The organism is Nocardia cyriacigeorgica GUH-2, assembly GCF_000284035.1.
GTDB lineage: Bacteria > Actinomycetota > Actinomycetes > Mycobacteriales > Mycobacteriaceae > Nocardia > Nocardia cyriacigeorgica_B.
Genome location: NC_016887.1, coordinates 2,907,402 through 2,926,881 on the forward strand (window position 1 = coordinate 2,907,402; position 19,480 = coordinate 2,926,881).

Annotated in this window: 17 protein-coding genes; 11 read left to right on the forward strand and 6 right to left on the reverse strand. The window is 67.5% G+C overall.

What is annotated here, in order from left to right:
* Positions 1-134: 134 nt before the first annotated feature.
* The gene (locus NOCYR_RS13040) at positions 135-2,339 is read left to right on the forward strand and encodes an MMPL family transporter (protein WP_014350843.1); all 2,205 of its coding nucleotides are present in this window, start codon (positions 135-137) and stop codon (positions 2,337-2,339) included.
* 55 nt (positions 2,340-2,394) lie between these two features.
* Here the strand turns inward: NOCYR_RS13040 and NOCYR_RS13045 are convergent, their stop codons facing one another.
* Entirely contained in the window at positions 2,395-3,159 is a 765-nt protein-coding gene (locus tag NOCYR_RS13045) for an SDR family oxidoreductase (RefSeq protein WP_014350844.1), read from the reverse strand.
* 242 nt (positions 3,160-3,401) lie between these two features.
* On the opposite strand from NOCYR_RS13045, the gene NOCYR_RS13050 reads away from it, so the two are divergent.
* Together NOCYR_RS13050 and NOCYR_RS13055 are read left to right on the forward strand one after the other, a co-directional pair.
* The gene (locus tag NOCYR_RS13050) at positions 3,402-5,033 is read left to right on the forward strand and encodes an ABC-F family ATP-binding cassette domain-containing protein (protein ID WP_014350845.1); all 1,632 of its coding nucleotides are present in this window, start codon (positions 3,402-3,404) and stop codon (positions 5,031-5,033) included.
* 81 nt (positions 5,034-5,114) lie between these two features.
* Positions 5,115-5,360, forward strand: a complete 246-nt coding sequence (locus NOCYR_RS13055; protein WP_048834140.1) for a helix-turn-helix domain-containing protein — start codon at positions 5,115-5,117, stop codon at positions 5,358-5,360.
* 59 nt (positions 5,361-5,419) lie between these two features.
* Here the strand turns inward: NOCYR_RS13055 and NOCYR_RS13060 are convergent, their stop codons facing one another.
* The 3 genes from NOCYR_RS13060 to NOCYR_RS13070 form a co-directional block, all read right to left on the reverse strand.
* Positions 5,420-6,382, reverse strand: a complete 963-nt coding sequence (locus NOCYR_RS13060; RefSeq protein WP_231856073.1) for a hypothetical protein — start codon at positions 6,380-6,382, stop codon at positions 5,420-5,422.
* Between the two features lie 11 nt (positions 6,383-6,393).
* Entirely contained in the window at positions 6,394-6,843 is a 450-nt protein-coding gene (locus tag NOCYR_RS13065; protein WP_014350848.1) for a hypothetical protein, read from the reverse strand.
* A 315-nt stretch (positions 6,844-7,158) separates the two neighbouring features.
* Positions 7,159-7,575, reverse strand: a complete 417-nt coding sequence (locus NOCYR_RS13070; protein WP_014350849.1) for an acyl-CoA thioesterase — start codon at positions 7,573-7,575, stop codon at positions 7,159-7,161.
* A 169-nt stretch (positions 7,576-7,744) separates the two neighbouring features.
* On the opposite strand from NOCYR_RS13070, the gene NOCYR_RS13075 reads away from it, so the two are divergent.
* Positions 7,745-8,536: a hypothetical protein gene (locus NOCYR_RS13075; RefSeq protein ID WP_014350850.1), complete on the forward strand. Its 792-nt coding sequence runs from the start codon at positions 7,745-7,747 to the stop codon at positions 8,534-8,536.
* A 12-nt stretch (positions 8,537-8,548) separates the two neighbouring features.
* Here NOCYR_RS13075 and NOCYR_RS13080 read toward each other — a convergent pair whose 3' ends face one another.
* Together NOCYR_RS13080 and acnA are read right to left on the reverse strand one after the other, a co-directional pair.
* Complete coding sequence (locus tag NOCYR_RS13080) at positions 8,549-9,115, reverse strand: TetR/AcrR family transcriptional regulator (RefSeq protein ID WP_014350851.1); 567 nt, start codon at positions 9,113-9,115, stop codon at positions 8,549-8,551.
* Positions 9,116-9,276: 161 nt separating this feature from the next.
* A complete protein-coding gene (acnA, locus tag NOCYR_RS13085) occupies positions 9,277-12,081 on the reverse strand; it encodes an aconitate hydratase AcnA (RefSeq protein ID WP_014350852.1) in 2,805 nt (934 codons plus the stop codon).
* Between the two features lie 297 nt (positions 12,082-12,378).
* Here acnA and NOCYR_RS13090 point away from each other — a divergent pair, with 297 nt between their 5' ends.
* From NOCYR_RS13090 to fabG1, 7 genes are all read left to right on the forward strand, one after another.
* Positions 12,379-12,960, forward strand: a complete 582-nt coding sequence (locus NOCYR_RS13090; RefSeq protein ID WP_228780319.1) for a DUF6676 family protein — start codon at positions 12,379-12,381, stop codon at positions 12,958-12,960.
* Positions 12,961-13,241: 281 nt separating this feature from the next.
* On the forward strand, positions 13,242-14,708 hold the full coding sequence (locus NOCYR_RS13095) for an NlpC/P60 family protein (RefSeq protein ID WP_014350854.1): 1,467 nt from the start codon (positions 13,242-13,244) through the stop codon (positions 14,706-14,708).
* Between the two features lie 156 nt (positions 14,709-14,864).
* The gene (locus NOCYR_RS13100) at positions 14,865-16,076 is read left to right on the forward strand and encodes an AAA family ATPase (RefSeq protein ID WP_048833319.1); all 1,212 of its coding nucleotides are present in this window, start codon (positions 14,865-14,867) and stop codon (positions 16,074-16,076) included.
* Between the two features lie 32 nt (positions 16,077-16,108).
* Positions 16,109-17,059 (forward strand): DUF58 domain-containing protein, encoded by a 951-nt coding sequence (locus NOCYR_RS13105; RefSeq protein ID WP_014350856.1) that lies wholly within the window; start codon positions 16,109-16,111, stop codon positions 17,057-17,059.
* Positions 17,056-18,057, forward strand: coding sequence for a VWA domain-containing protein (locus NOCYR_RS13110; protein ID WP_014350857.1), 1,002 nt, complete (start codon positions 17,056-17,058; stop codon positions 18,055-18,057). Before NOCYR_RS13105 ends, NOCYR_RS13110 begins: the two co-directional genes overlap by 4 nt.
* 163 nt (positions 18,058-18,220) lie before the next feature.
* Positions 18,221-18,541 (forward strand): peptidase inhibitor family I36 protein, encoded by a 321-nt coding sequence (locus NOCYR_RS31010; protein WP_081505393.1) that lies wholly within the window; start codon positions 18,221-18,223, stop codon positions 18,539-18,541.
* A gap of 125 nt (positions 18,542-18,666) precedes the next feature.
* On the forward strand, positions 18,667-19,425 hold the full coding sequence (fabG1, locus tag NOCYR_RS13115; protein WP_048833320.1) for a 3-oxoacyl-ACP reductase FabG1: 759 nt from the start codon (positions 18,667-18,669) through the stop codon (positions 19,423-19,425).
* Positions 19,426-19,480 lie beyond the last annotated feature (55 nt).

A 19,480-nucleotide genomic window follows, 5' to 3' on the forward strand; every position in this document is an offset into this window, starting at 1 on the left:
GCTTTACCGGCGGGGTTGTTACGATCGCGCGGGCGTCGGCCGCGGCGCCCGGTGGCCGATGTCACCCGAAGTCGACGTGAAATCGGTGGCGTCCAGCAGCTGGGCGCGGCCGCGCGGGAGTGAGGGAAAACGCTGTGTTCGGACTGACCAGGCGGCGCAGCCGGCAGATTCTGGCCGTGTTCGCGGTGCTCGCACTGGCCATGGGAATGCTGAGCTCGACCCTGTTCGACAAGGTGCAGGGCGGCGGATATATCGCCCCCGACAGCGAATCCAGCAAGGCGACCGAGGCGCTGGCCGACGAGTTCGGCCAGGCTCCGCCGAATCTGGTGCTGCTGGTGGAGGCCGACCGTCCCATCGAGGACGACGAGGTCGCTACCGCCGCAACCGAACTGGTCGATCAGCTGAAGGGTGAAGCCGGCGTCACCGGCGTCAGCTCGTTCTGGACCGACGAGACCCCCGCCTTGCGCAGCGCCGACGGCCGCAAGGGCTTGATCGTGGCCAGCATCCTCGGCGAGGAAGCCGAAGTGGACCGCCGGGTCGGCGATATCGCCGACCGCTTCGAGGGCACGCACGGCCCGGTCGAGGTCCGAATCGGTGGTTACGCCATGCTGCTGCGCGAAACCGTGCAGCAGAGTGAAAAAGACGTGGTGATGGGCGAATCCATCGCCTTCCCGATCACCCTGATCGCGCTGCTGTTCGTCTTCGGTGGCCTGGTCGCGGCGAGTCTGCCGCTGGTGGTCGCCATGGTCACGGTGATGATCACCATGGGCACGCTGTGGCTGATCGCCTTGGTCACCGATCTGGCCGCCACCGCGACCAATGTCGCCACCCTGCTCGGACTCGGGCTGGCGATCGACTACAGCCTGCTGATGATCAACCGGTTCCGCGACGAACTGGTCGCGGGCACCGACCCCGGCCCCGCCGTCGCGGCCACCATGCGCTCGGCCGGTCGCACCGTCGCCTTCTCCGCCGCTACCGTCGCCGTCGCGCTGTCGGGGCTGCTGTTCTTCCCGCTGCTGGCGGTCCGGTCGATGGGCTACGCCGGCCTGGCAGTCGCGCTGATCGCGGCCACCGTCTCGCTGACGGTGCTGCCCGCCATTCTGTATCTGGTCGGCACCCGCATCGACAAGGGCCAGCTGGGCTGGTTCTTCCGCGCACCGCGTCCCGCACCCGGCGAAGGTTTCTGGCATCGCCTGGCGACGGCCGTCATGCGCAGGCCGGTGCCGATCGGACTGGCTGTCGCGGCGCTACTGCTGGTGCTCGGCGCGCCATTCCTCGGCATCAAACTCGGCTTCCCCGATGAACGTTCGCTGCCGGAGTCGATGAACAATCGGCAGGTCACCGAGGCGATCCAGCGCGATTTCACCGTCACCGAGCAGAGCGGACTGTTCATCGTGCTGCCCGAGGACAAGTCCGGCCTGGACGCCTACGCGCGCCAGATCTCCGATATCGATAATGTGCAGCGGGTCGACACCGCGACCGGCAGCTACGCCCACGGTGGTTTGCTGACTCCGGCCGCCGAGATCCACGAGCAGTTCGCCACCGACTCCGCCGCCTACCTGTCGGTGGTGCCGGACACCACCGATCCGGACGTGCTGGATCAGATCGTCGACGACGTGCGCGCGGTCGACGCGCCCTCGGCGGTGCTGGTCGGCGGAGTGGCGGCGGCCAATGCCGACGCCATCGACGAGGTGATCTCGACGCTGCCGATCGCGCTCGGATTCGTCATCCTGGTGATGCTGGTGGTGCTGTTCCTGCTCACCGGCAGTGTGGTGCTGCCGCTGCTGGCGGTCGTGCTCAGCTTCCTCAGCCTGACGGCGACCTTCGGTGCGCTGGTCTGGATCTTCCAGGACGGGCACCTGTCCGGGCTGCTCGATTTCACCGTCACCGGGGACCTGCCCGCCACGGTTCCGGTCATGCTGTTCGGCGTCGCCTTCGGTCTCGCCATGGATTACCAGGTCTTCCTGCTGGCCCGCATCCGCGAGGAGTACGACCAGACCGGCAAGAACGAGGTCGCCATCGCGGTGGGCCTGGAACGCATCGGCCGCATCGTCACCGCCGCCGCGGTGCTGATCTCGCTGGTGTTCCTCGGCTTCCTGGCCTCCGACATCACGTTCATGAAGGCGTTCGGCATCGGCCTGCCGCTGGCGGTGCTGGTGGATGCGACCCTGGTGCGCGGGTTCCTGCTGCCCGCGGCGATGAAGGTGCTCGGCGACTGGAACTGGTGGGCGCCCGGCCCGCTGCGCCGCCTGCACGATCGGTACGGGCTCGACGAGGGGCCGTCGCTGCCGCCGGCCCCGGCCGACAAGGACAACTGGCGCCAGCCCGTCGGGGTCTGAATACGACGGTGGTGTCCGCGAATCCGCGGACACCACCGAATCGTGCTGGTCTTTCTCAGATGCCGCCGGTCGAGAGCAGACCGCCGTCCACGCGCACCGTCTCGCCGGTGATCCAGCCGGATTCCTCCGATACCAGGAACCCGATCAGCCGTGCGACATCCTCGGGCGCACCCAGCCGCTTCAGCGGGTACACGTTCGCCGCGGCTTCTTCATCGGCCGAATACAGAGCATCGGCGAACGACGTCTTCACTACGCCGGGCGCCACCGCGTTCACCCGGATCTTCGGCCCCAGCTGCCAGGCCAGTTCCTCGGTGAGCCGGATCAGCGCGGCCTTGGATGCGCCGTAGGCGGCGATCACGCCGGTGGACCGGATGCCGGCCACGCTCGCCACGTTCACCACCGCACCACCGTGCTCACCCATCCACGCCCGGTGCGCCTGCTGGATGTAGCCGAGCGCGGCCACCACGTTGACGTCGAAGATCTTGCGCACGGCATCCAGGTCGGCATCCATGAGGGAGCCGTAGACCGGGTTGATGCCGGTGTTGTTGATCAGGATGTCGAGCGAACCGAATTCGGTCACCGCACGGTCCACCGCGGCCGCGCGCGCCTCGGCGTCACCGGAGTTGCCCGCCAGCGCCACCACCTGGCCCTGATGGCCGAGTTCACGCAACTGCTCGGCCGCCTGCTCCAGCGGCTCCGCCTTACGCGCGGTGATCAGCACATTCGCGCCCCGGCGCAGCAACTCGGCCGCCACCGCGTGCCCGATTCCACGGCTGGCCCCGGTCACCAGCGCGCTCTTGCCCAACAGATCCGTAGTCATGTGATGTCACGTTACTTCAGTCTCGGTCCGGCGGTGCGGGGCCGGGCCGTCCGCCGCATGTACCGCCGCCCGGAGCGAGCGGGCGATAGCCGAGTGCCATCACGACGACGGCGGAAAGGGTAATGGCTCTCACGTTCGGCGGATGTCGGGAGCGGGGTGGGTGGCAGGTAAAATCGGTGGTTCTTGTGCGCATCGCATCGCACAATCGAGCAGCATCCCCACCACGCGCCGAGGAGACATCTGTGATCACCGCGACCGACCTGGAGGTCCGGGCCGGAGTCCGCACCCTGCTGTCGGCCCCAGGGCCGGCCCTGCGCGTGCAGGCGGGCGACCGGATCGGGTTGGTCGGGCGCAACGGTGCGGGCAAGACCACCACCTTGCGCATCCTGGCCGGTGAGGGTGAACCCTACGCGGGCAAGATCCTGCGTTCGAGTGATATCGGCTACCTGCCGCAGGACCCGCGCGAGGGCAATCTCGATGTGCTCGCCCGCGACCGGGTGCTGTCGGCGCGCGGGCTGGACACGCTGATCCGCGATATGGAAAAGCAGCAGGCGCTGATGGCCGAGGTGGCCGACGAGGCCGAACGCGATCGTGCGGTCCGCAAATACGGCCGGCTCGAGGAGCGGTTCTCGGCGCTGGGCGGTTACGTCGCCGAGAGCGAGGCCGCGCGCATCTGCAACAGCCTTGGCCTGCCGGACCGGGTGCTGGGCCAGCCGCTGCGCACCCTGTCGGGCGGTCAGCGCCGCCGGATCGAGCTGGCCCGCATCCTGTTCGCCGCCTCCGACGGCAGCGGCGGGCGCTCCGACACCATCCTGCTGCTCGACGAGCCGACCAACCACCTCGACGCCGACTCCATCACCTGGCTGCGCGGGTTCTTGCAGAACCACGAGGGCGGGCTGATCGTGATCAGCCACGATGTCGAACTGCTCGCCGACGTGGTGAACAAGGTGTGGTTCCTGGACGCGGTGCGCGGCGAGGCCGATGTCTACAACATGGGCTGGCACAAATACCTCGACGCCCGCGCCACCGACGAACAGCGCCGCCGCCGTGAACGCGCCAACGCCGAGAAGAAGGCCTCGGCCCTGCGTGCCCAGGCCGCCAAGCTCGGCGCCAAGGCCACCAAAGCCGTTGCCGCGCAGAACATGGTCAAACGCGCCGAACGGCTGATGTCCGAACTCGACGACGTGCGCGTGGCCGACAAGGTGGCGCGGATCAAGTTCCCCGAACCCGCCGCCTGCGGCAAGACCCCGCTGATGGCGGAGAACCTGACCAAGGTCTACGGCTCGCTGGAGATCTTCACCGGCGTCGACCTGGCCATCGACCGGGGCAGCCGAGTGGTGGTGCTCGGGCTCAACGGCGCAGGCAAGACCACCCTGCTGCGGTTGCTCGCCGGAGTGGAGAAGCCCACCGCGGGCGGACTGGTCGCCGGGCACGGGCTCAAGGTGGGCTATTTCGCCCAGGAACACGACACCCTCGACGACAACGCCACGGTCTGGGAGAACATCCGCCACGCCGCCCCGGACGCCGGTGAACAGGATCTGCGCGGCCTGCTCGGTGCGTTCATGTTCACCGGTCCGCAGCTCGAACAGCCCGCAGGCACCCTGTCCGGTGGTGAGAAGACCCGCTTGGCGCTGGCCGGTCTGGTGTCCTCGGCGGCGAATGTGCTGCTGCTCGACGAGCCCACCAACAACCTCGACCCGGTCTCGCGCGAACAGGTGCTCGACGCGCTGCGCACCTACGCGGGCGCGGTCGTGCTGGTCACCCACGATCCGGGCGCGGCCGAGGCGCTGGCACCGGAGCGGGTGATTCTGCTGCCGGACGGCACCGAGGACCACTGGTCGGCCGAATATCTGGAACTGATTCAGCTCGCGTGATTTTCATCACGGGAATCCGTTGATCACGGCCCCCGGAGTGCTTAGCCTGGAATGACGCTGCTCGGCGACTCGGAGGAAGCCATGAGCGACAGGCCGGCACACAGAGCCACATCGGGAAAGACCACCCTGGGTAAGGGCACACGCGTCACGGGAAAGTCGCGCGACCGCCTGCAATCGCAGTTGAAGAAGCAATACGAGGCGGGCGCGAGCATCCGCTCCCTGGCGCGCGCGACTGGCCGCTCCTACGGCTTCATCCACAACGTGCTGGTGGAGTCGCATGTGCAGCTCCGCAGCCGCGGCGGGGCCAACCGGCGCAAAGCCCAGTAAGTCACACCCGGTAGGGCCGCGCACCGTACGGTGGCGCGGCGGCTACCGGTGCGCGCGGGTCAGCGCTCGGCGACCGCGCCGTCGCCGAGGACCAGCAGATTGGCCAGGCTGGTGAAGATCGGCAGCCCGGTCTTGATCTCCAGATACGCGAACTGGCCCTGCGGATTGACCTCGAGGAAGTAGTACTCGCCGTCCACGCCCAGGCGCAGATCCAGTACACCGAAGCTCAGGCCCAGCGCACCCATGAGGATCGCCAGCGATTTGCTCACCGACGCGGGTAGCTGATCCGGGGCGAACTCGACCGAGGTATCCAGCCGCGAATCGACGTGCCCGGCGCCGGCCTGGGAATCGATGCGCACCGTCCAGGCCACCCCGTCGACCCACACCACCCGCAGATCGCACTGGGCGACGACATAGTCTTGGAAAATAGTCGGCGCGCTGCGGATGCCCGCGAGCCTGGCCAGATCGGATTCGCCGACGATCCTGGTCTCGGCGAACTCGGCCCGGCTGGTGCCGGTGCGTTTGTAAACCACTGCGCCGGGCCGTGATTCGACGAAACTGCGGGCCTCGTCGGGATCGTTGGTGATCAACGTCTCCGGGATGGCGAACCCGGCCCGATGGGCGGTTTCGAGCTGCACGATCTTGCGGTTGGCGGTGCGATCGTTGCCCGGATCGTTGACCCACAGCGCCGGGATCGACCACAGCAGGCCCTGGATGAATCCGTCGCATTCGGCCTGCCGGAAGGCGTCGTCGGTGGCGCGCACACCGGCGGGTACCTGGGTCGGATGCGGGCGCCGCCACCACACCGAGCGCACCTCGTCGAGGCCGATGAGGTGTGACATCGACCGTGAGGTGCCGAGCCGGTCGAGCCGGAAACTTCCGGACTCGCGCGGAAAGTCACGCAAATCGAGATGAATCGGGTTGACGCCGTGCTGTTCTCGCAGCGTCACCGCCATGGCGGTCGCGTGCAGATCGTCGGATTCGGAGACGATCAATACCGAACCCGTCCGGGGAGCGGCCACCTGCCCGCCGCTCAGTCGAGGCTGTCGCAGTTGATGCCGTCGTCGCTGCCCGCGTGCGATTTCGTCTGGCAATAGGTGTAAGTGGCGCCGGTGCCGGGGGCGTCGAGCAGCTGGAGTTCGTCGGCCCAGGACTCGGTGAGCTCACGTAGTAGATCGTCGCCGAACGCCGGTGAGGGTGGTGCGGCCAGCGTCATCGGCCGGTCGACGACGTCGATGCGCAGCCTGCGGGTGAAGTCGGCGGTGGCGCCGGGGCGGATGTCGACCAGCACCGGACGCCCCGGCGCGGCCGCGGACGCGTCGGATTCCAGTACCCGCAGCACATCGGCGCGCCGGAAGGTCCACGTCCCCTCGGCCACCCGGACGGTGATATCGCGTTCCGACTGGGCCACGAGCATGCCCTGGAGTGCGGGAACACGGTCACCGGTCGCCGCGGCGCCGGGGAAGTGGATGGCATCGGTCATGGTGGAAACTCCGATCTGCTCACGATTTGCCAGGACCCCCGAGCGTGCTCTGGATCATATCGCGCGCGGGGTGGTCCACGGCCCGGATCGGGAGATTTACCGCGGCTCCGGCAAACCGGAATTCTGCGCGGGAAGCGCTAGCGCCGAAAGATTTTCGGTGTAGGGGTGCGATGGGGCGCGCAATCGCGCGGCTATCGCCCGCGCAACCCACTCGCCTGCGGGTATTGCCCGAAAGTGGCGTGCGGGCGATGTGCGAGCGCAGTCAGACCCGCCAGAGTTTCACACCGAGGCCCGGTGGATCGGGTCGTTCGGGTCTCAGAGCCCGAGCAGTTCGGCGCGATCGGTGAGCGCGCGGAAGCGTTCGCGGGGATCGGCCACGAGCTTGCGCGCGGACAGATCGAGCAGCCCGCCCACGACCCGGAACTCCGCCGCGACGGTGCCGTCGAGTTTGCGGATCTGCTGGACGATGCCGAAGATCTTGCCGTCCTGCCAGTCGAACTCGCAGGTGACCTCGACCTCGTCGCCGCCGCGCAGTTCGCGCAGGTATTTGATGTTCTGTTCCAGCACTACCGGCCCCACCCCGCTGGCGATCAGCTTGTCCTGGCCCACCCCGGCCGCGCGCAGCAACTCCCACCGGGCGTGTTCGGCGTATTGCAGGTAGACGGCCTGGTTCAGGTGGCCCTGCGTGTCGAGCTCGTATCCACGGACGATGACGGGGACGGAGAAGGTCATGTTCTGGCGAACCCCGGCGCGGACGCAAATGTTCCCGGCCGCGCTGATAACCGCATCACAGCTGTTGCGGGCACAATTGGGGTAGTTCGCTACTCGGGCCCTGCTCGCGGCCCGGCCGTACCGTTGGGTGCCCCGCCGGCGTCGGCGGGCCGGTGAGGAGGGACTGGCGATGATCGACATCATCACGTTGCGCGGTACCGGGGAGTCGCGCGATCCCGGCGGTGCTCCCACGGGCATGCTGCGCGATGTCACCAAATTGCTGGATCCGCAGCGGTTCCGGTGTTTCGAACCGGACTGGCCTGCCTCGGTGGGTCCGTCGCCGGACGTCTGGGGTCCTTCGCTGGAGACCTCGGTGCGCCTGGGCACCGCCGCGGGTGTGGCTGCGATCCAGCAGTCGCCGAATGTCTGTGGGCTGCTGAGCTATTCGCTCGGCTCGATCTGTGCGAGCCGGATCCTGGAGGGCGTGCGGGCGGGCACCTACACCAATACCGATGGCAGTCCGCTCGAGATCGCGTTCGTGGTGAACTTCGCCAATCCGCTGCGCCGCGCGGGGGAGTCGGTGGGGAATCTGTGCCCGCCCGACACCTTCGGCCTGCACGGTCAGCGCGGCGACTGGCCCGACCTGGCGGTCCGCGAATACGCCAACCCCGGCGACATCATCACCTCGGTGCGCGCGGATTCGCCGTTGCGGGTGATCGATGTCGGGATCTCGCCGTTCTCGTTCGTGGAGGGCGCCCGGATCGGCAATGTGGCGCCGTTGATCTTCGCCGAACTGCTGCGCTTCCTGCTGATCGACCCGCTGGCCAATGCCGCCCGCTACGCCGAGGCGGTGCACGGGGTGATCGGCTATCTCACGCCCTGGCCCGACGGCCAGCACGTGCTGTACTCCGGCCACGAAATGCCCGGCACCGGCGTGCTGTGGACCACCCACGCCGCCAACTACCTCAACGCGACGTTCTGAGCCCGGCCGCCGTCACTCCCGGCGGCGCACCGAGGCTTCGACGAGATCCAGTACCGCGGAAAGGTTTTCGTTGGTGTGGCCCGAGGCGATGCGGGCGATGAGGCCGTCGAGCACCAGGTCCAGATAACCCAGCAGGACATCGGTGGGCACATCGTCGCGCAGCGCGCCCGCGGCCTTGCGCCGCTCGAGCCGGGCCAGCGTGGCCGCGGTCAGCTCGGCCGAACGCTGCGTCCAGCCGGCCCGGAACTCCGGATCCGTGCGCAGTCTGCGGGCGATCTCGAGCCGGGTGCCGAGCCAGTTGAACTGCTCGGGATTGGCCAGCATGTCCCGCATGACCTGCACGATGCCCTGATTGGCCGCGACATCGGCCATCCGCTCGGCGTCTTCCTGGGCGAGCGCCAGGAACAGTGCGTCCTTGTCGCGGAAGTGGTGGAAGATCGCGCCGCGGGAGAGCCCGATGGCCTCTTCCAGCCGGCGCACGGTGGCGCCGTCGTAGCCGAATTCGGCGAAGCAGCGCCGGGCACCGTCGAGTATCTGGCTGCGCCGGGCAGCGAGGTGATCGTCACTGACCTTCGGCATGGTGCGAACTCCCTGGGAGTTTGGGTGCGTGCGAGAACAAGTCGAATCGAAGGAATGCGCGAAGGTCCGCGCACCGCGGGCACGGTGCGCGGACCTCACTCTGCGCTACGACCGCAACCGGTCGCGATGATCATCCCCGCGTGCGCGGGGAAGTGGCATGGTCAGCCACGGATCATGTTGCGCAGCACGTACTGCAAGATACCGCCGTTGCGGTAGTAGTCCGCCTCACCGGGGGTGTCGATGCGGACCACTGCGTCGAAGACGATCTTCTCGCCGTCTTCCTTGGTAGCGGTGACCTTCAGCGTCCGGGGGGTAACACCCTCGTTGAGCTGGGTGATGCCCTCGATGTCGAAGGTCTCGGTGCCGGTCAGACCCAGGGTCTTGGCCGACTCGCCCGCCGGGAACTGCAGCGGGATGACGCCCATACCGATCAGGTTCGAGCGGTGGATGCGCTCGAAGGACTCGGTGATGACGGCCTTGACGCCCAGCAGGCGGGTGCCCTTGGCGGCCCAGTCACGCGAGGAGCCCGAACCGTACTCCTTACCACCGAGCACGACCAGCGGGATGCCGGCCTTCTGGTAGTTCTGCGAGGCGTCGTAGATGAACGCCTGCGGGCCGCCCTCCTGGGTGAAGTCTCGGGTGTAACCACCGGAGACGTCGTCGAGCAGCTGGTTGCGCAGCCGGATGTTGGCGAAGGTGCCGCGGATCATCACCTCGTGGTTACCACGACGCGAGCCCAGCGAGTTGTAGTCCTTGCGCTCGACACCGTGGGCGTCCAGGTACTGCGCGGCCGGGGTGCCGGGCTTGATCGGGCCGGCCGGGCTGATGTGGTCGGTGGTGACCGAGTCGCCCAGCAGCGCGAGCACGCGCGCACCCTTGATGTCCTCGACCGGCGCGGGCTCGAGCTCCATGCCGTCGAAGTACGGCGCCTTGCGGACGTAGGTCGAGCTCTCGTCCCACGCGAAGGTGTCGCCCTCCGGAGTGGACAGGTTCTGCCAGCGCTCGTCGCCCTTGAAGACGTCGGCGTAGGACTTGCGGAACATGTCCTGGCTGATCGCCGACTTGATGGTGTCGTCGATCTCCTGCGGCGAGGGCCAGATGTCGCGCAGGAACACGTCGTTGCCGTCGGTGTCCTGGCCCAGCGGGTCGGTCTCGAAGTCGAAGTCCATGGTGCCCGCGAGCGCGTAGGCGATGACCAGCGGCGGCGAGGCCAGGTAGTTCATCTTCACGTCGGGGGAGATGCGGCCTTCGAAGTTGCGGTTACCCGAGAGCACCGCGGTGACCGACAGGTCGTTGTCGTTGACCGCCTTGGAGATCTCCTCCGGCAGCGGACCGGTGTTACCGATGCAGGTGGTGCAGCCGAAGCCACCCAGGTAGAAGCCCAGCTTCTCCAGGTAGGGCCACAGGCCGGCCTTCTCGTAGTAGTCGGAGACGACCTGCGAGCCCGGCGCCATGTTGGTCTTCACCCACGGCTTGGACGACAGGCCCTTCTCGACCGCGTTGCGGGCCAGCAGGGCGGCACCGATCATGACCGACGGGTTGGAGGTGTTGGTGCAGGAGGTGATGCCCGCGACCACGACCGCGCCGTGGTCGAGCACGAACTCACCGCGCTCCTCGGAGACCACGCGCACCGGCTTGGACGGACGGCCCTCGGCGCCGTTGGCCGCCGAGGTCACATCGATCGCGCCGTCGTCGGCGAAGGACAGCTCGGCCGGATCCGAGGCCGGGAAGGACTCCTCGATCGCCTCGTCCAGCTTGGTGTGCGGGGTGGCGACGGAATCGTCGGTGTAGTTGTAGATGTCCTTGCGGAAGGCGACCTTCGACTCGCTGAGCAGGATGCGGTCCTGCGGGCGCTTGGGGCCTGCGATCGAGGGGACCACGGTGTTGAGGTCCAGCTCCAGGTACTCGGAGTAGGCGGGCTCGTGGTCCGGGTCGTGCCACATGCCCTGCTCCTTGGCGTACGCCTCGACGAGCGCGAGCTGCTCGTCGCTGCGGCCGGTCAGGCGCAGGTAGTTGATGGTCTCGGCGTCGATCGGGAAGATCGCGGCGGTGGAGCCGAACTCGGGGCTCATGTTGCCAAGGGTGGCGCGGTTGGCCAGCGGCACCTCGGCCACGCCCTTGCCGTAGAACTCGACGAACTTGCCGACCACACCGTGCTTGCGCAGCATGTCGGTGACGGTGAGCACGACGTCGGTGGCGGTCACGCCCGGCTGGATCTCACCGGTCAGCTTGAAGCCGACCACGCGCGGGATCAGCATGGAGACCGGCTGGCCCAGCATCGCGGCCTCGGCCTCGATGCCGCCGACGCCCCAGCCCAGCACGCCGAGGCCGTTGACCATGGTGGTGTGCGAGTCGGTGCCGACGCAGGTGTCGGGGTAGGCCTGGCCGTTGCGGACCATGACGGTGGGGGCCAGGTACTCGATGTTGACCTGGTGCACGATGCCCATGCCCGGCGGCACGACGCGGAAGTCGTCGAAGGCGCCCTGGCCCCAGCGCAGGAACTGGTAGCGCTCGGCGTTGCGCTCGTATTCGAGGTCGACGTTGCGCTCAAGGGCGTCGGCGCGGCCGAAGACGTCCAGGATGACCGAGTGGTCGATGACCATGTCGGCGGGGGAGAGCGGGTTGACCTTGTTCGGGTCGCCGCCCAGGGTGGTGACGGCCTCACGCATGGTGGCGAGGTCGACGACACAGGGCACGCCGGTGAAGTCCTGCATGATCACGCGGGCGGGGGTGAACTGGATCTCGACGTTCGGCTCGGCCGAGGGATCCCAGTTGGCGATCGCGCGGATGTGATCGGCGGTGATGTTGGCGCCGTCCTCGGTGCGCAGCAGGTTCTCCGCGAGGACTTTCAGTGCGTAGGGGAGTTTTTCGGTACCGGGCACGGCCGAGAGCCGGAAGATCTCGTAGGAGTTGCTTCCGACCTCGAGGGTGCCTTTGGCGCCGAAAGTATCGATACTTGTCGTCACGTCAGCTCCACTCGTCTGTGAGGGTTGCCGTCGGCGGGGCTGTGCCGGCGGCGTACGTCTTCGGAGGGCAGCCCGCACCGTCAGGTGCCGGTTCCTCGCGACTGCGACTCTAACAGTACGCTTGTCCTATGAACGCGCCGGGGCGTACGTCCGGCGCCGGTCGGCGTGGCGAGTGGCGTCGGTGCGACACTGCGTCGCGTACTGTGCCTCGTGAGCTGTCGGGGCGGCCGGTCCGGACGGACGGCCCCATCGGCGTGCTCATCCGCAGTGTAGGAGACCCCGTCGCCTCGCGTGCCGATGCGGCTCGACAAGACCGGATGGAAGATGACCGTCTCGCACACCTGGGCTTTTTCTCTCGTCCCCGCCGGGCTGCCGGAGAACACCGACCTCGGCCAGATCCGCGCGGATCTGGCCGATGACGGCGTCGCGGCGCCCAAGGGCAAGGATCAGTCCGAGCTGGCCGCCATCGTGGCGCAGGCGCGCGCCGATGGCATTCCGCTGAGCGTGGTCGTGGTGCAGGGCAATCCGTGGCACGACTCGAGCCTGCGTGATCTGGCCACCGAGGTGGGCAAGTTCCAGCACGGCACCGTCGCGGTGTTCAGCGACGACTGGATGGGCACCTACAGCGATTCCATCAGCCGGGTGCATCTGGAGTGGGCCGAGGATGCCGCGAAGTGGAAGGGCGGCAACTCCGAGGAGGCGGTGCAGATCTTCACCGACCGGCTCCAGCAGCCGGAATCGGTGCCGTGGACCGGATTCACCAGCGTGCTGCTCGCCGGCACCGTCGCCGCCGTGGGCGGGCTCTATTGGATCAAGCGCCGTCGTGCCGCGGCGGCCGCGGACGAGTCCGCCGACGAGTCGGTGTCGGCGTCGGCCTGAGTCCCTTGCTCGGCTCGGATCTCGATCCGAGCCCGATTTCCTGACGGTCGGTTTGTTTTCCAAGGGCGAACCCTGTGCCGCATCCGGCTAATTTCGAGCAAAACGCAAATTACTCGTCTGTGATTTCGTCGCTGTAGTTCCCGCGGTGACGGAAGTGTCGTACGGTTCGAATGATCGCTGTTGGGGAAAGAGTGTTGACAGGGCAATTTGCCGACCACAGTGCTGGATGGGTCGGCTGGTGCTCGTGATGCCACACCACAGTCGGATCGTCTGGAGGTGCGATGCGCAACAAGCGAGGGTCCGGCCGTCGTCGTCCGCTGTCGATCGCTCTCGGTTTGCTGGTCGCGGCGGCGATCGTCGTCACCGGTGCGCCGTCGACGGCCGTCCCGCCGCCTCCGCCGAATCCGAGCGACGGTGAACTCGCCGACGCCGGCGCCCGGGTCGACGCCGGCATCGGCCAGGTGGGTGTGCTGATCAATCAGGTCGCCGCCGTCGACGAACAGGTCCGCCAACTCGACGACGCGGTGGCGCTGCGCCGCGAACAGGTCAACAAGGCGCTGGTCGATCTCCAGAACGCCCGCGATGCCGCCGACGCCGCCGCCGACCTCGTCGCCGGCACCCAGCGCGAGCTCGCCGACGCGGGCACCCGAGTCGACCAGGCGCGCACCAACTTCGACGAATTCGCCACCCAGGCCTACACCCGGCCCGGCACCGGCACCATGATGACCTACCTCTCGGCGGCCGATCCCGACGCCGCCCTCGATCGCGCGCAGATCATCGGCCTGGTCACCAAGAACCAGCAGCAGGTGATGGACGGCCTGCGGCGCGCCCAGATCGATCAGGGCAACAAGAACGCCAGTGCCCGTCAGGCCAAGACCGCCGCCGACGCCGCGGCCGCCGACGCCGAGCAGAAGAAGACCGCCGCCGAGGCCGCGGTGAACGCCGCGACCGCCGAGCTGAATCAGCAGACCGCGGTCCGCGATGATCTGCTGCGCCAGCGCGCCGACGCGCAGGCCCGGCTGGACGCGGCGCGGATGAACGTCACCGGGTTGCAGAACCAGCGCGACGCCTATCAGGCCTGGGATCAGCAGCGCCGGGCCGAGGAAGCGGCGATCCTGGCCGCCGCCGCGGCCGCCGCGGCCCGCGCCGCCGCCGACCAGGCCGCCAAGGATCGCGCGGCTCAGCTCGGCGCGGGCAAACGCCCGCACACCCAGCTCGAGGACTCCCCTCCGCGCAAGAGCAAACCCACGCCGCAATCGGACTCCGACGAGGACGAATCCGAATCCGACAGTGGTGACAGCGACGTTCCCTCGGTCACGGGGAGCGAGGCGATCGAGATCGTCGTCGACCGGGCCATGTCCCAGCTCGGGGTCACCTATGCCTGGGGCGGCGGCGACGAGGACGGCCCCACCCTCGGCATCCGCGACGGCGGCGTCGCCGACAGCCACGGCGACTACAACAAGGTCGGATTCGACTGTTCCGGGCTGATGATCTACGCCTTCGCCGGCATCGGCGTCTCGCTACCGCACTACAGCGGCTACCAGTACAACGCGGGCACCCGCGTACCGGTCGATGAGCGCGAACGCGGCGACATGCTGTTCTGGGGACCCAACGGCAGCCAGCACGTCGCGCTGTATCTCGGCGACGGCAAAATGGTCGAAGCACCCCAGTCCGGCGACGTGGTGAAGGTTTCCCCGGTGCGGGAAGCGGGCATCATGCCCTACGCGGTCCGCATCGTCACCTCCTGAGCGGGCGCGCGAATCCACGTACGGTGGACCACGTAACGTCGCGCGCAACGCCGATTCCGGCGCCGAATCCCGGCATATCGGGTCCGGTTGCGGCGAATGCGGTCATTACCTGGAATAGTTGTGGCAACACGCACAAAGACCAAGGCGAAAGCGGGGATGTTGGTGACTTCGACGGACGGTGTGAGCGGGGCAAGTTTGGCGAAGAAGGCGCCTGCACCCGGGTCGAGCACCCTCGAGCGTGACGTCCAGACCCTCGAGAAGGCGATCTACGAGGTCAAGCGGGTCATCGTCGGACAGGACCGGCTCGTCGAGCGGCTGCTCGTCGGCGTGCTCGCCCGCGGCCATGTGCTACTCGAAGGTGTTCCCGGTATCGCGAAGACCCTCGCCGTGGAAACCTTCGCCAAGGTCGTCGGCGGTTCGTTCTCCCGCGTGCAGTTCACCCCCGACCTGGTGCCCACCGACCTCATCGGTACCCGCATCTACCGGCAGGGCCGCGAGGAATTCGACACCGAACTCGGCCCGGTGGTGGCGAACTTCGTGCTCGCCGACGAGATCAACCGCGCGCCCGCCAAGGTGCAGTCGGCGCTGCTCGAGGTGATGGCCGAACGGCACGTCTCGATCGGCGGCAAGACCTACCCGATGCCCGATCCGTTCCTGGTCATGGCGACCCAGAACCCGATCGAGAGCGAAGGTGTGTACCCGCTGCCCGAGGCGCAGCGCGACCGCTTCCTGTTCAAGGTCGTCGTCGACTACCCCTCGGTCGAGGAAGAGCGCGAGATCATCTACCGGATGGGCGTCAGCGCGCCGGAGGCCAAGCAGATCCTGGAGCCGGCCGAACTGATCCGGTTGCAGCAGCTGGCCGCCAACACCTTCGTCCACCACGCGCTGGTCGACTACGTGGTGCGCGTCATCGCCGCGACCCGCACGCCCGCCGAATTCGGCATGAACGACGTCGCCAACTGGATCTCCTACGGCGCCTCCCCGCGCGCCAGCCTCGGCATCATCGCCGCGGCCCGCGCGGTGGCCCTGATCCGTGGCCGCGACTACGTGGTGCCGCAGGACGTCGTCGAGGTGATCCCGGACGTGCTGCGCCACCGCCTGGTGCTGTCCTACGACGCCCTCGCCGATGAGATCAGCCCCGAGGACGTCATCAAGCGGGTGCTGCAAACCGTGGGCCTGCCGCAGGTCGCGCCGCAGGCCGTGGGCCAGGGCGGACCCGCCGCACCGGCGCCGGTTCCCGCCAACGGCGCTCACCCCGGTAGCCCGGCGCCGCAGCAGCCCCAACCCGCGCAGCAGCAGCAGCCGCCGGCGCCGCAGCAGCAGGCGGGCCAGGTGCCGCAGGCCGCCGGCAACAGCCCGTCGAAGTGACCTCGACGCCGGAGCCGGTCGACCGAGTACCGATGTCATCGCACGCACCACCGTCGTTCCGAGCGGGTGAGCTGACCGACCCGAAACTGTCGGCCGCTCTCAAGACCCTCGAGCTCACCGTGCGCCGCCGCCTCGACGGCGTGCTGCACGGCGATCACCTCGGCCTGATCCCCGGACCCGGTTCCGAGCCGGGGGAGGCCCGCGCCTACCAGCCGGGTGACGATGTGCGCCAGATGGATTGGTCGGTCACCGCGCGTACCACCCATCCGCATGTGCGGCAGATGATCGCCGACCGCGAGCTGGAGACCTGGATGGTGGTCGACCTGTCGGCCAGCCTGGATTTCGGCACCGCGGCCTGCCAGAAGCGCGATCTCGCCATTGCCGCTGCCGCCGCCGTCACCCATCTGACCAGCGGCGGCGGTAACCGCATCGGCGCCGTCGTCGCCACCGGTGAGCACCTCACCCGCATTCCTGCGCGCAGCGGCCGGGTGCATGCGCAGTCGCTGCTGCGTGGCATCGCGACCACCCCGCACGCCCGCGACGGTGTGCGCGGTGATCTGCGCGGCGCCATCGAATCGCTGCGTCGCCCGCAGCGCAAACGCGGGCTGGCGGTGATCATCAGCGATTTCCTCGGTGAGATCGACTGGCAGCGCTCGCTGCGCGCCATCTCCGGCCGCCACGATCTGCTCGCGGTGCAGGTGCTCGACCCGCGCGATATGTCGCTGCCGGATATGGGCGATGTGGTGTTGCACGATCCGGAGACCGGGCGCACCCGCGAGTTCAGCGTCACCCCGGCCCTGCGGGCCGACTACGCGGCGGCGTCGCTGCGGCATCGTCAACAGGTCGAGCAGGCGCTGCGCAGCTGCGGCGCGCCGGTGCTCACCTTGCAGACCGACCGGGACTGGATCGCCGACGTGGTCCGGTTCGTATCCACCCGGCGCCACAGCCTCGGCGCCCCGACCGGGCGGGTGCCACGTCAGTGAGTATTTCCAACTTCACCGCGCAGATCTGGCTCGGATTCCTGGCCATCGTCGCGCTCATCGCCCTCGGCTATGTACTGGTGCAGCGTCGCAAGCACAAGCACATGCTGCGGTTCAGCAATATGGAGCAGCTGGAGAAGGTCGCGCCCTCGCGGCCGAGCCCGCTGCGGCATGTCCCAATTGTTCTTCTGATCATCGGGATGGCGTTCTCCACAATCGGTGCGGCCGGACCGACGGCTGAAAAGAAGGTGCCACGTAACAGGGCGACCGTTGTGCTGGTGATGGATGTATCGCTGTCCATGGAGGCGACCGACGTGCCGCCTACGCGGCTGCGGGTCGCGCAGCAGGCAGCGAAAGATTTCGCAGATGGGTTGACCCCAGGCATCAACCTGGGCCTAGTCACCTTCGCGGGGACTGCGTCGGTACTCGTGCCACCTACAACCAGCAGGGAGTCGGTCAAAGCTGCGATCGACCAGATCAAACTATCCGAACGTACCGCGACCGGCGAAGGCATCTACACAGCGCTGCAGTCGATCGAAGTCCTGGGGGCGGCTCTTGGCGGGGCGGAAACTCCGCCACCGGCCCGGATCGTGCTGATGTCGGACGGTAAACAGACGGTGCCCGATTTCGCTGATGTCGATAACCCGCGACATGAGTTCGTCGCTGCTCGAATGGCTAAGCAGAAGGGCATCCCCGTCTCGACGATCTCGTTTGGCACAAAGTGGGGCACTGTTGATATCCCCCGGGAGGACGGTGGTACGCAGCGCGTGCCGGTCGCCGTGGACGACGAAGCGATGCGGGAAATCGCTCAACTGTCCGGCGGCGAGTTCTACACGGCGGCTAGCTTGCGGGAACTGTCGGCTGTCTACGACACGCTAGAGGAGCAGATCGGATTCGAGGTGACCCGGGGGGACGCCAGTCGGCCATGGTGGCTGCTCGGCATGCTCTTTACCCTGGCGGGTGTACTCGCGGCGCTGGCTTCCAGGCAGCGGTTGCCATGATCGCTTGAGGTGAATGACAGTGCGGCCGTTGCGATGTGGTTGCAATGTCTGACTTGAGGTCCGCTGGTTCGGTGGTAGGGTTTCCGCCGGGCGGCTACTTCGCTGCCACTAACCTTGGGGAGGATCCATCGTGCGCAAAGCAGCAATTGGATGTGCTGTGGCGATGTCGGCGTTCGCTGTCGTCATAGCTCCAACACCGACGGCTTCCGCTGCGTCTTGCTCAACTGGGGACGCGTGTTTCTGGTCTGGCGAGAATTACTCCGGTCGTGCGACGCAGCTAAAGAATTCGGATAACAAGAAAAACTACTGTATAAATTTGAACGTGCCGTCACAGTCCGTTATCAGCAACTACGATAGGCAGTTTCTGCTGAGTAGTGAGTCCTGTGGCGGTGGCAAGAAGCAGTATCGCTATGTAAGCGCTGGTCAGAAGGTACCGTCCCTGGGTTTCACCGCGCGTTCGATCAGCTGGTGTCCTTCGTGCTGAGGTAGCCACTGACGGGTCTCGCTTCTAGGGCCGGGTTCGATTCGAACCCGGCCCTAGATGTGTCAATGTTGTGATGAACCACGACGTGTTTTTCGGTGGCAGGAACCATCGGCTAGATTGTCCGCATGTCGAACTCTGTCGAGGACAGTCGTAAGTCGGAATCGCAGAATGCGGAGCGGGCCTCCCGGTCGGTACTGGTGACCGGTGGTAACCGTGGCATCGGTCTCGCGGTCGCGCAGCGCCTCCTCGCCGATGGACACAAGGTCGCCGTCACCCACCGTGGTTCGGGTGTGCCGGACGGGCTGTTCGGGGTGAAATGCGATGTGACCGACAGCGAATCGGTCGATCGCGCGTTCTCCGAGGTGGAGGCGCATCAGGGTCCGGTCGAGGTGCTGGTGGCCAATGCCGGTATCACCGACGACACGCTGCTGATGCGGATGACGGAGGAGCAGTTCGAGAAAGTCATCGATGCCAACCTCACCGGCGCCTTCCGCTGCGCCAAGCGAGCGAACCGGGCCATGTTGCGCGCGCGCTGGGGTCGGATGATCTTCCTCGGTTCGGTTGTCGGCATGGCCGGCCAGGCCGGTCAGATCAACTACGCATCTTCCAAGGCCGGCGTCATCGGCCTGGCCCGCTCGGTCACCCGTGAGCTCGGCTCGCGTTCGATCACCGCCAACGTGGTCGCCCCCGGTTTCATCGAGACGGACATGACCAAGGATCTGCCCGAAGATCTGCGCGACATGGCGAAGAAGTTCATCCCGTTGCAGCGTCTCGGCCGGGCCGAGGACGTCGCCGCCGTGGTCAGCTTCCTCGCGTCCGAGGACTCGGCCTACGTTTCCGGCGCCGTGATCCCGGTCGACGGCGGCATGGGCATGGGCCACTGACCCACCGCCTCGCGCACCGAGAATCGAAAGCCGCGCTAACGAAATCAGGCGTGCA

Coding starts and splice junctions, on each gene's coding strand:
- NOCYR_RS13055 (WP_048834140.1), top strand. CDS start 5,115: ATGAGCGACAGGCCGGCACACAGAGCCACATCGGGAAAGACCACCCTG.
- NOCYR_RS13070 (WP_014350849.1), bottom strand. CDS start 7,575: ATGACCTTCTCCGTCCCCGTCATCGTCCGTGGATACGAGCTCGACACG.
- NOCYR_RS13100 (WP_048833319.1), top strand. CDS start 14,865: ATGTTGGTGACTTCGACGGACGGTGTGAGCGGGGCAAGTTTGGCGAAG.
- NOCYR_RS13065 (WP_014350848.1), bottom strand. CDS start 6,843: ATGACCGATGCCATCCACTTCCCCGGCGCCGCGGCGACCGGTGACCGT.
- NOCYR_RS31010 (WP_081505393.1), top strand. CDS start 18,221: ATGTCGGCGTTCGCTGTCGTCATAGCTCCAACACCGACGGCTTCCGCT.
- NOCYR_RS13080 (WP_014350851.1), bottom strand. CDS start 9,115: ATGCCGAAGGTCAGTGACGATCACCTCGCTGCCCGGCGCAGCCAGATA.
- NOCYR_RS13090 (WP_228780319.1), top strand. CDS start 12,379: ATGCGGCTCGACAAGACCGGATGGAAGATGACCGTCTCGCACACCTGG.
- NOCYR_RS13075 (WP_014350850.1), top strand. CDS start 7,745: ATGATCGACATCATCACGTTGCGCGGTACCGGGGAGTCGCGCGATCCC.
- NOCYR_RS13095 (WP_014350854.1), top strand. CDS start 13,242: ATGCGCAACAAGCGAGGGTCCGGCCGTCGTCGTCCGCTGTCGATCGCT.
- fabG1 (WP_048833320.1), top strand. CDS start 18,667: ATGTCGAACTCTGTCGAGGACAGTCGTAAGTCGGAATCGCAGAATGCG.
- NOCYR_RS13105 (WP_014350856.1), top strand. CDS start 16,109: ATGTCATCGCACGCACCACCGTCGTTCCGAGCGGGTGAGCTGACCGAC.
- NOCYR_RS13045 (WP_014350844.1), bottom strand. CDS start 3,159: ATGACTACGGATCTGTTGGGCAAGAGCGCGCTGGTGACCGGGGCCAGC.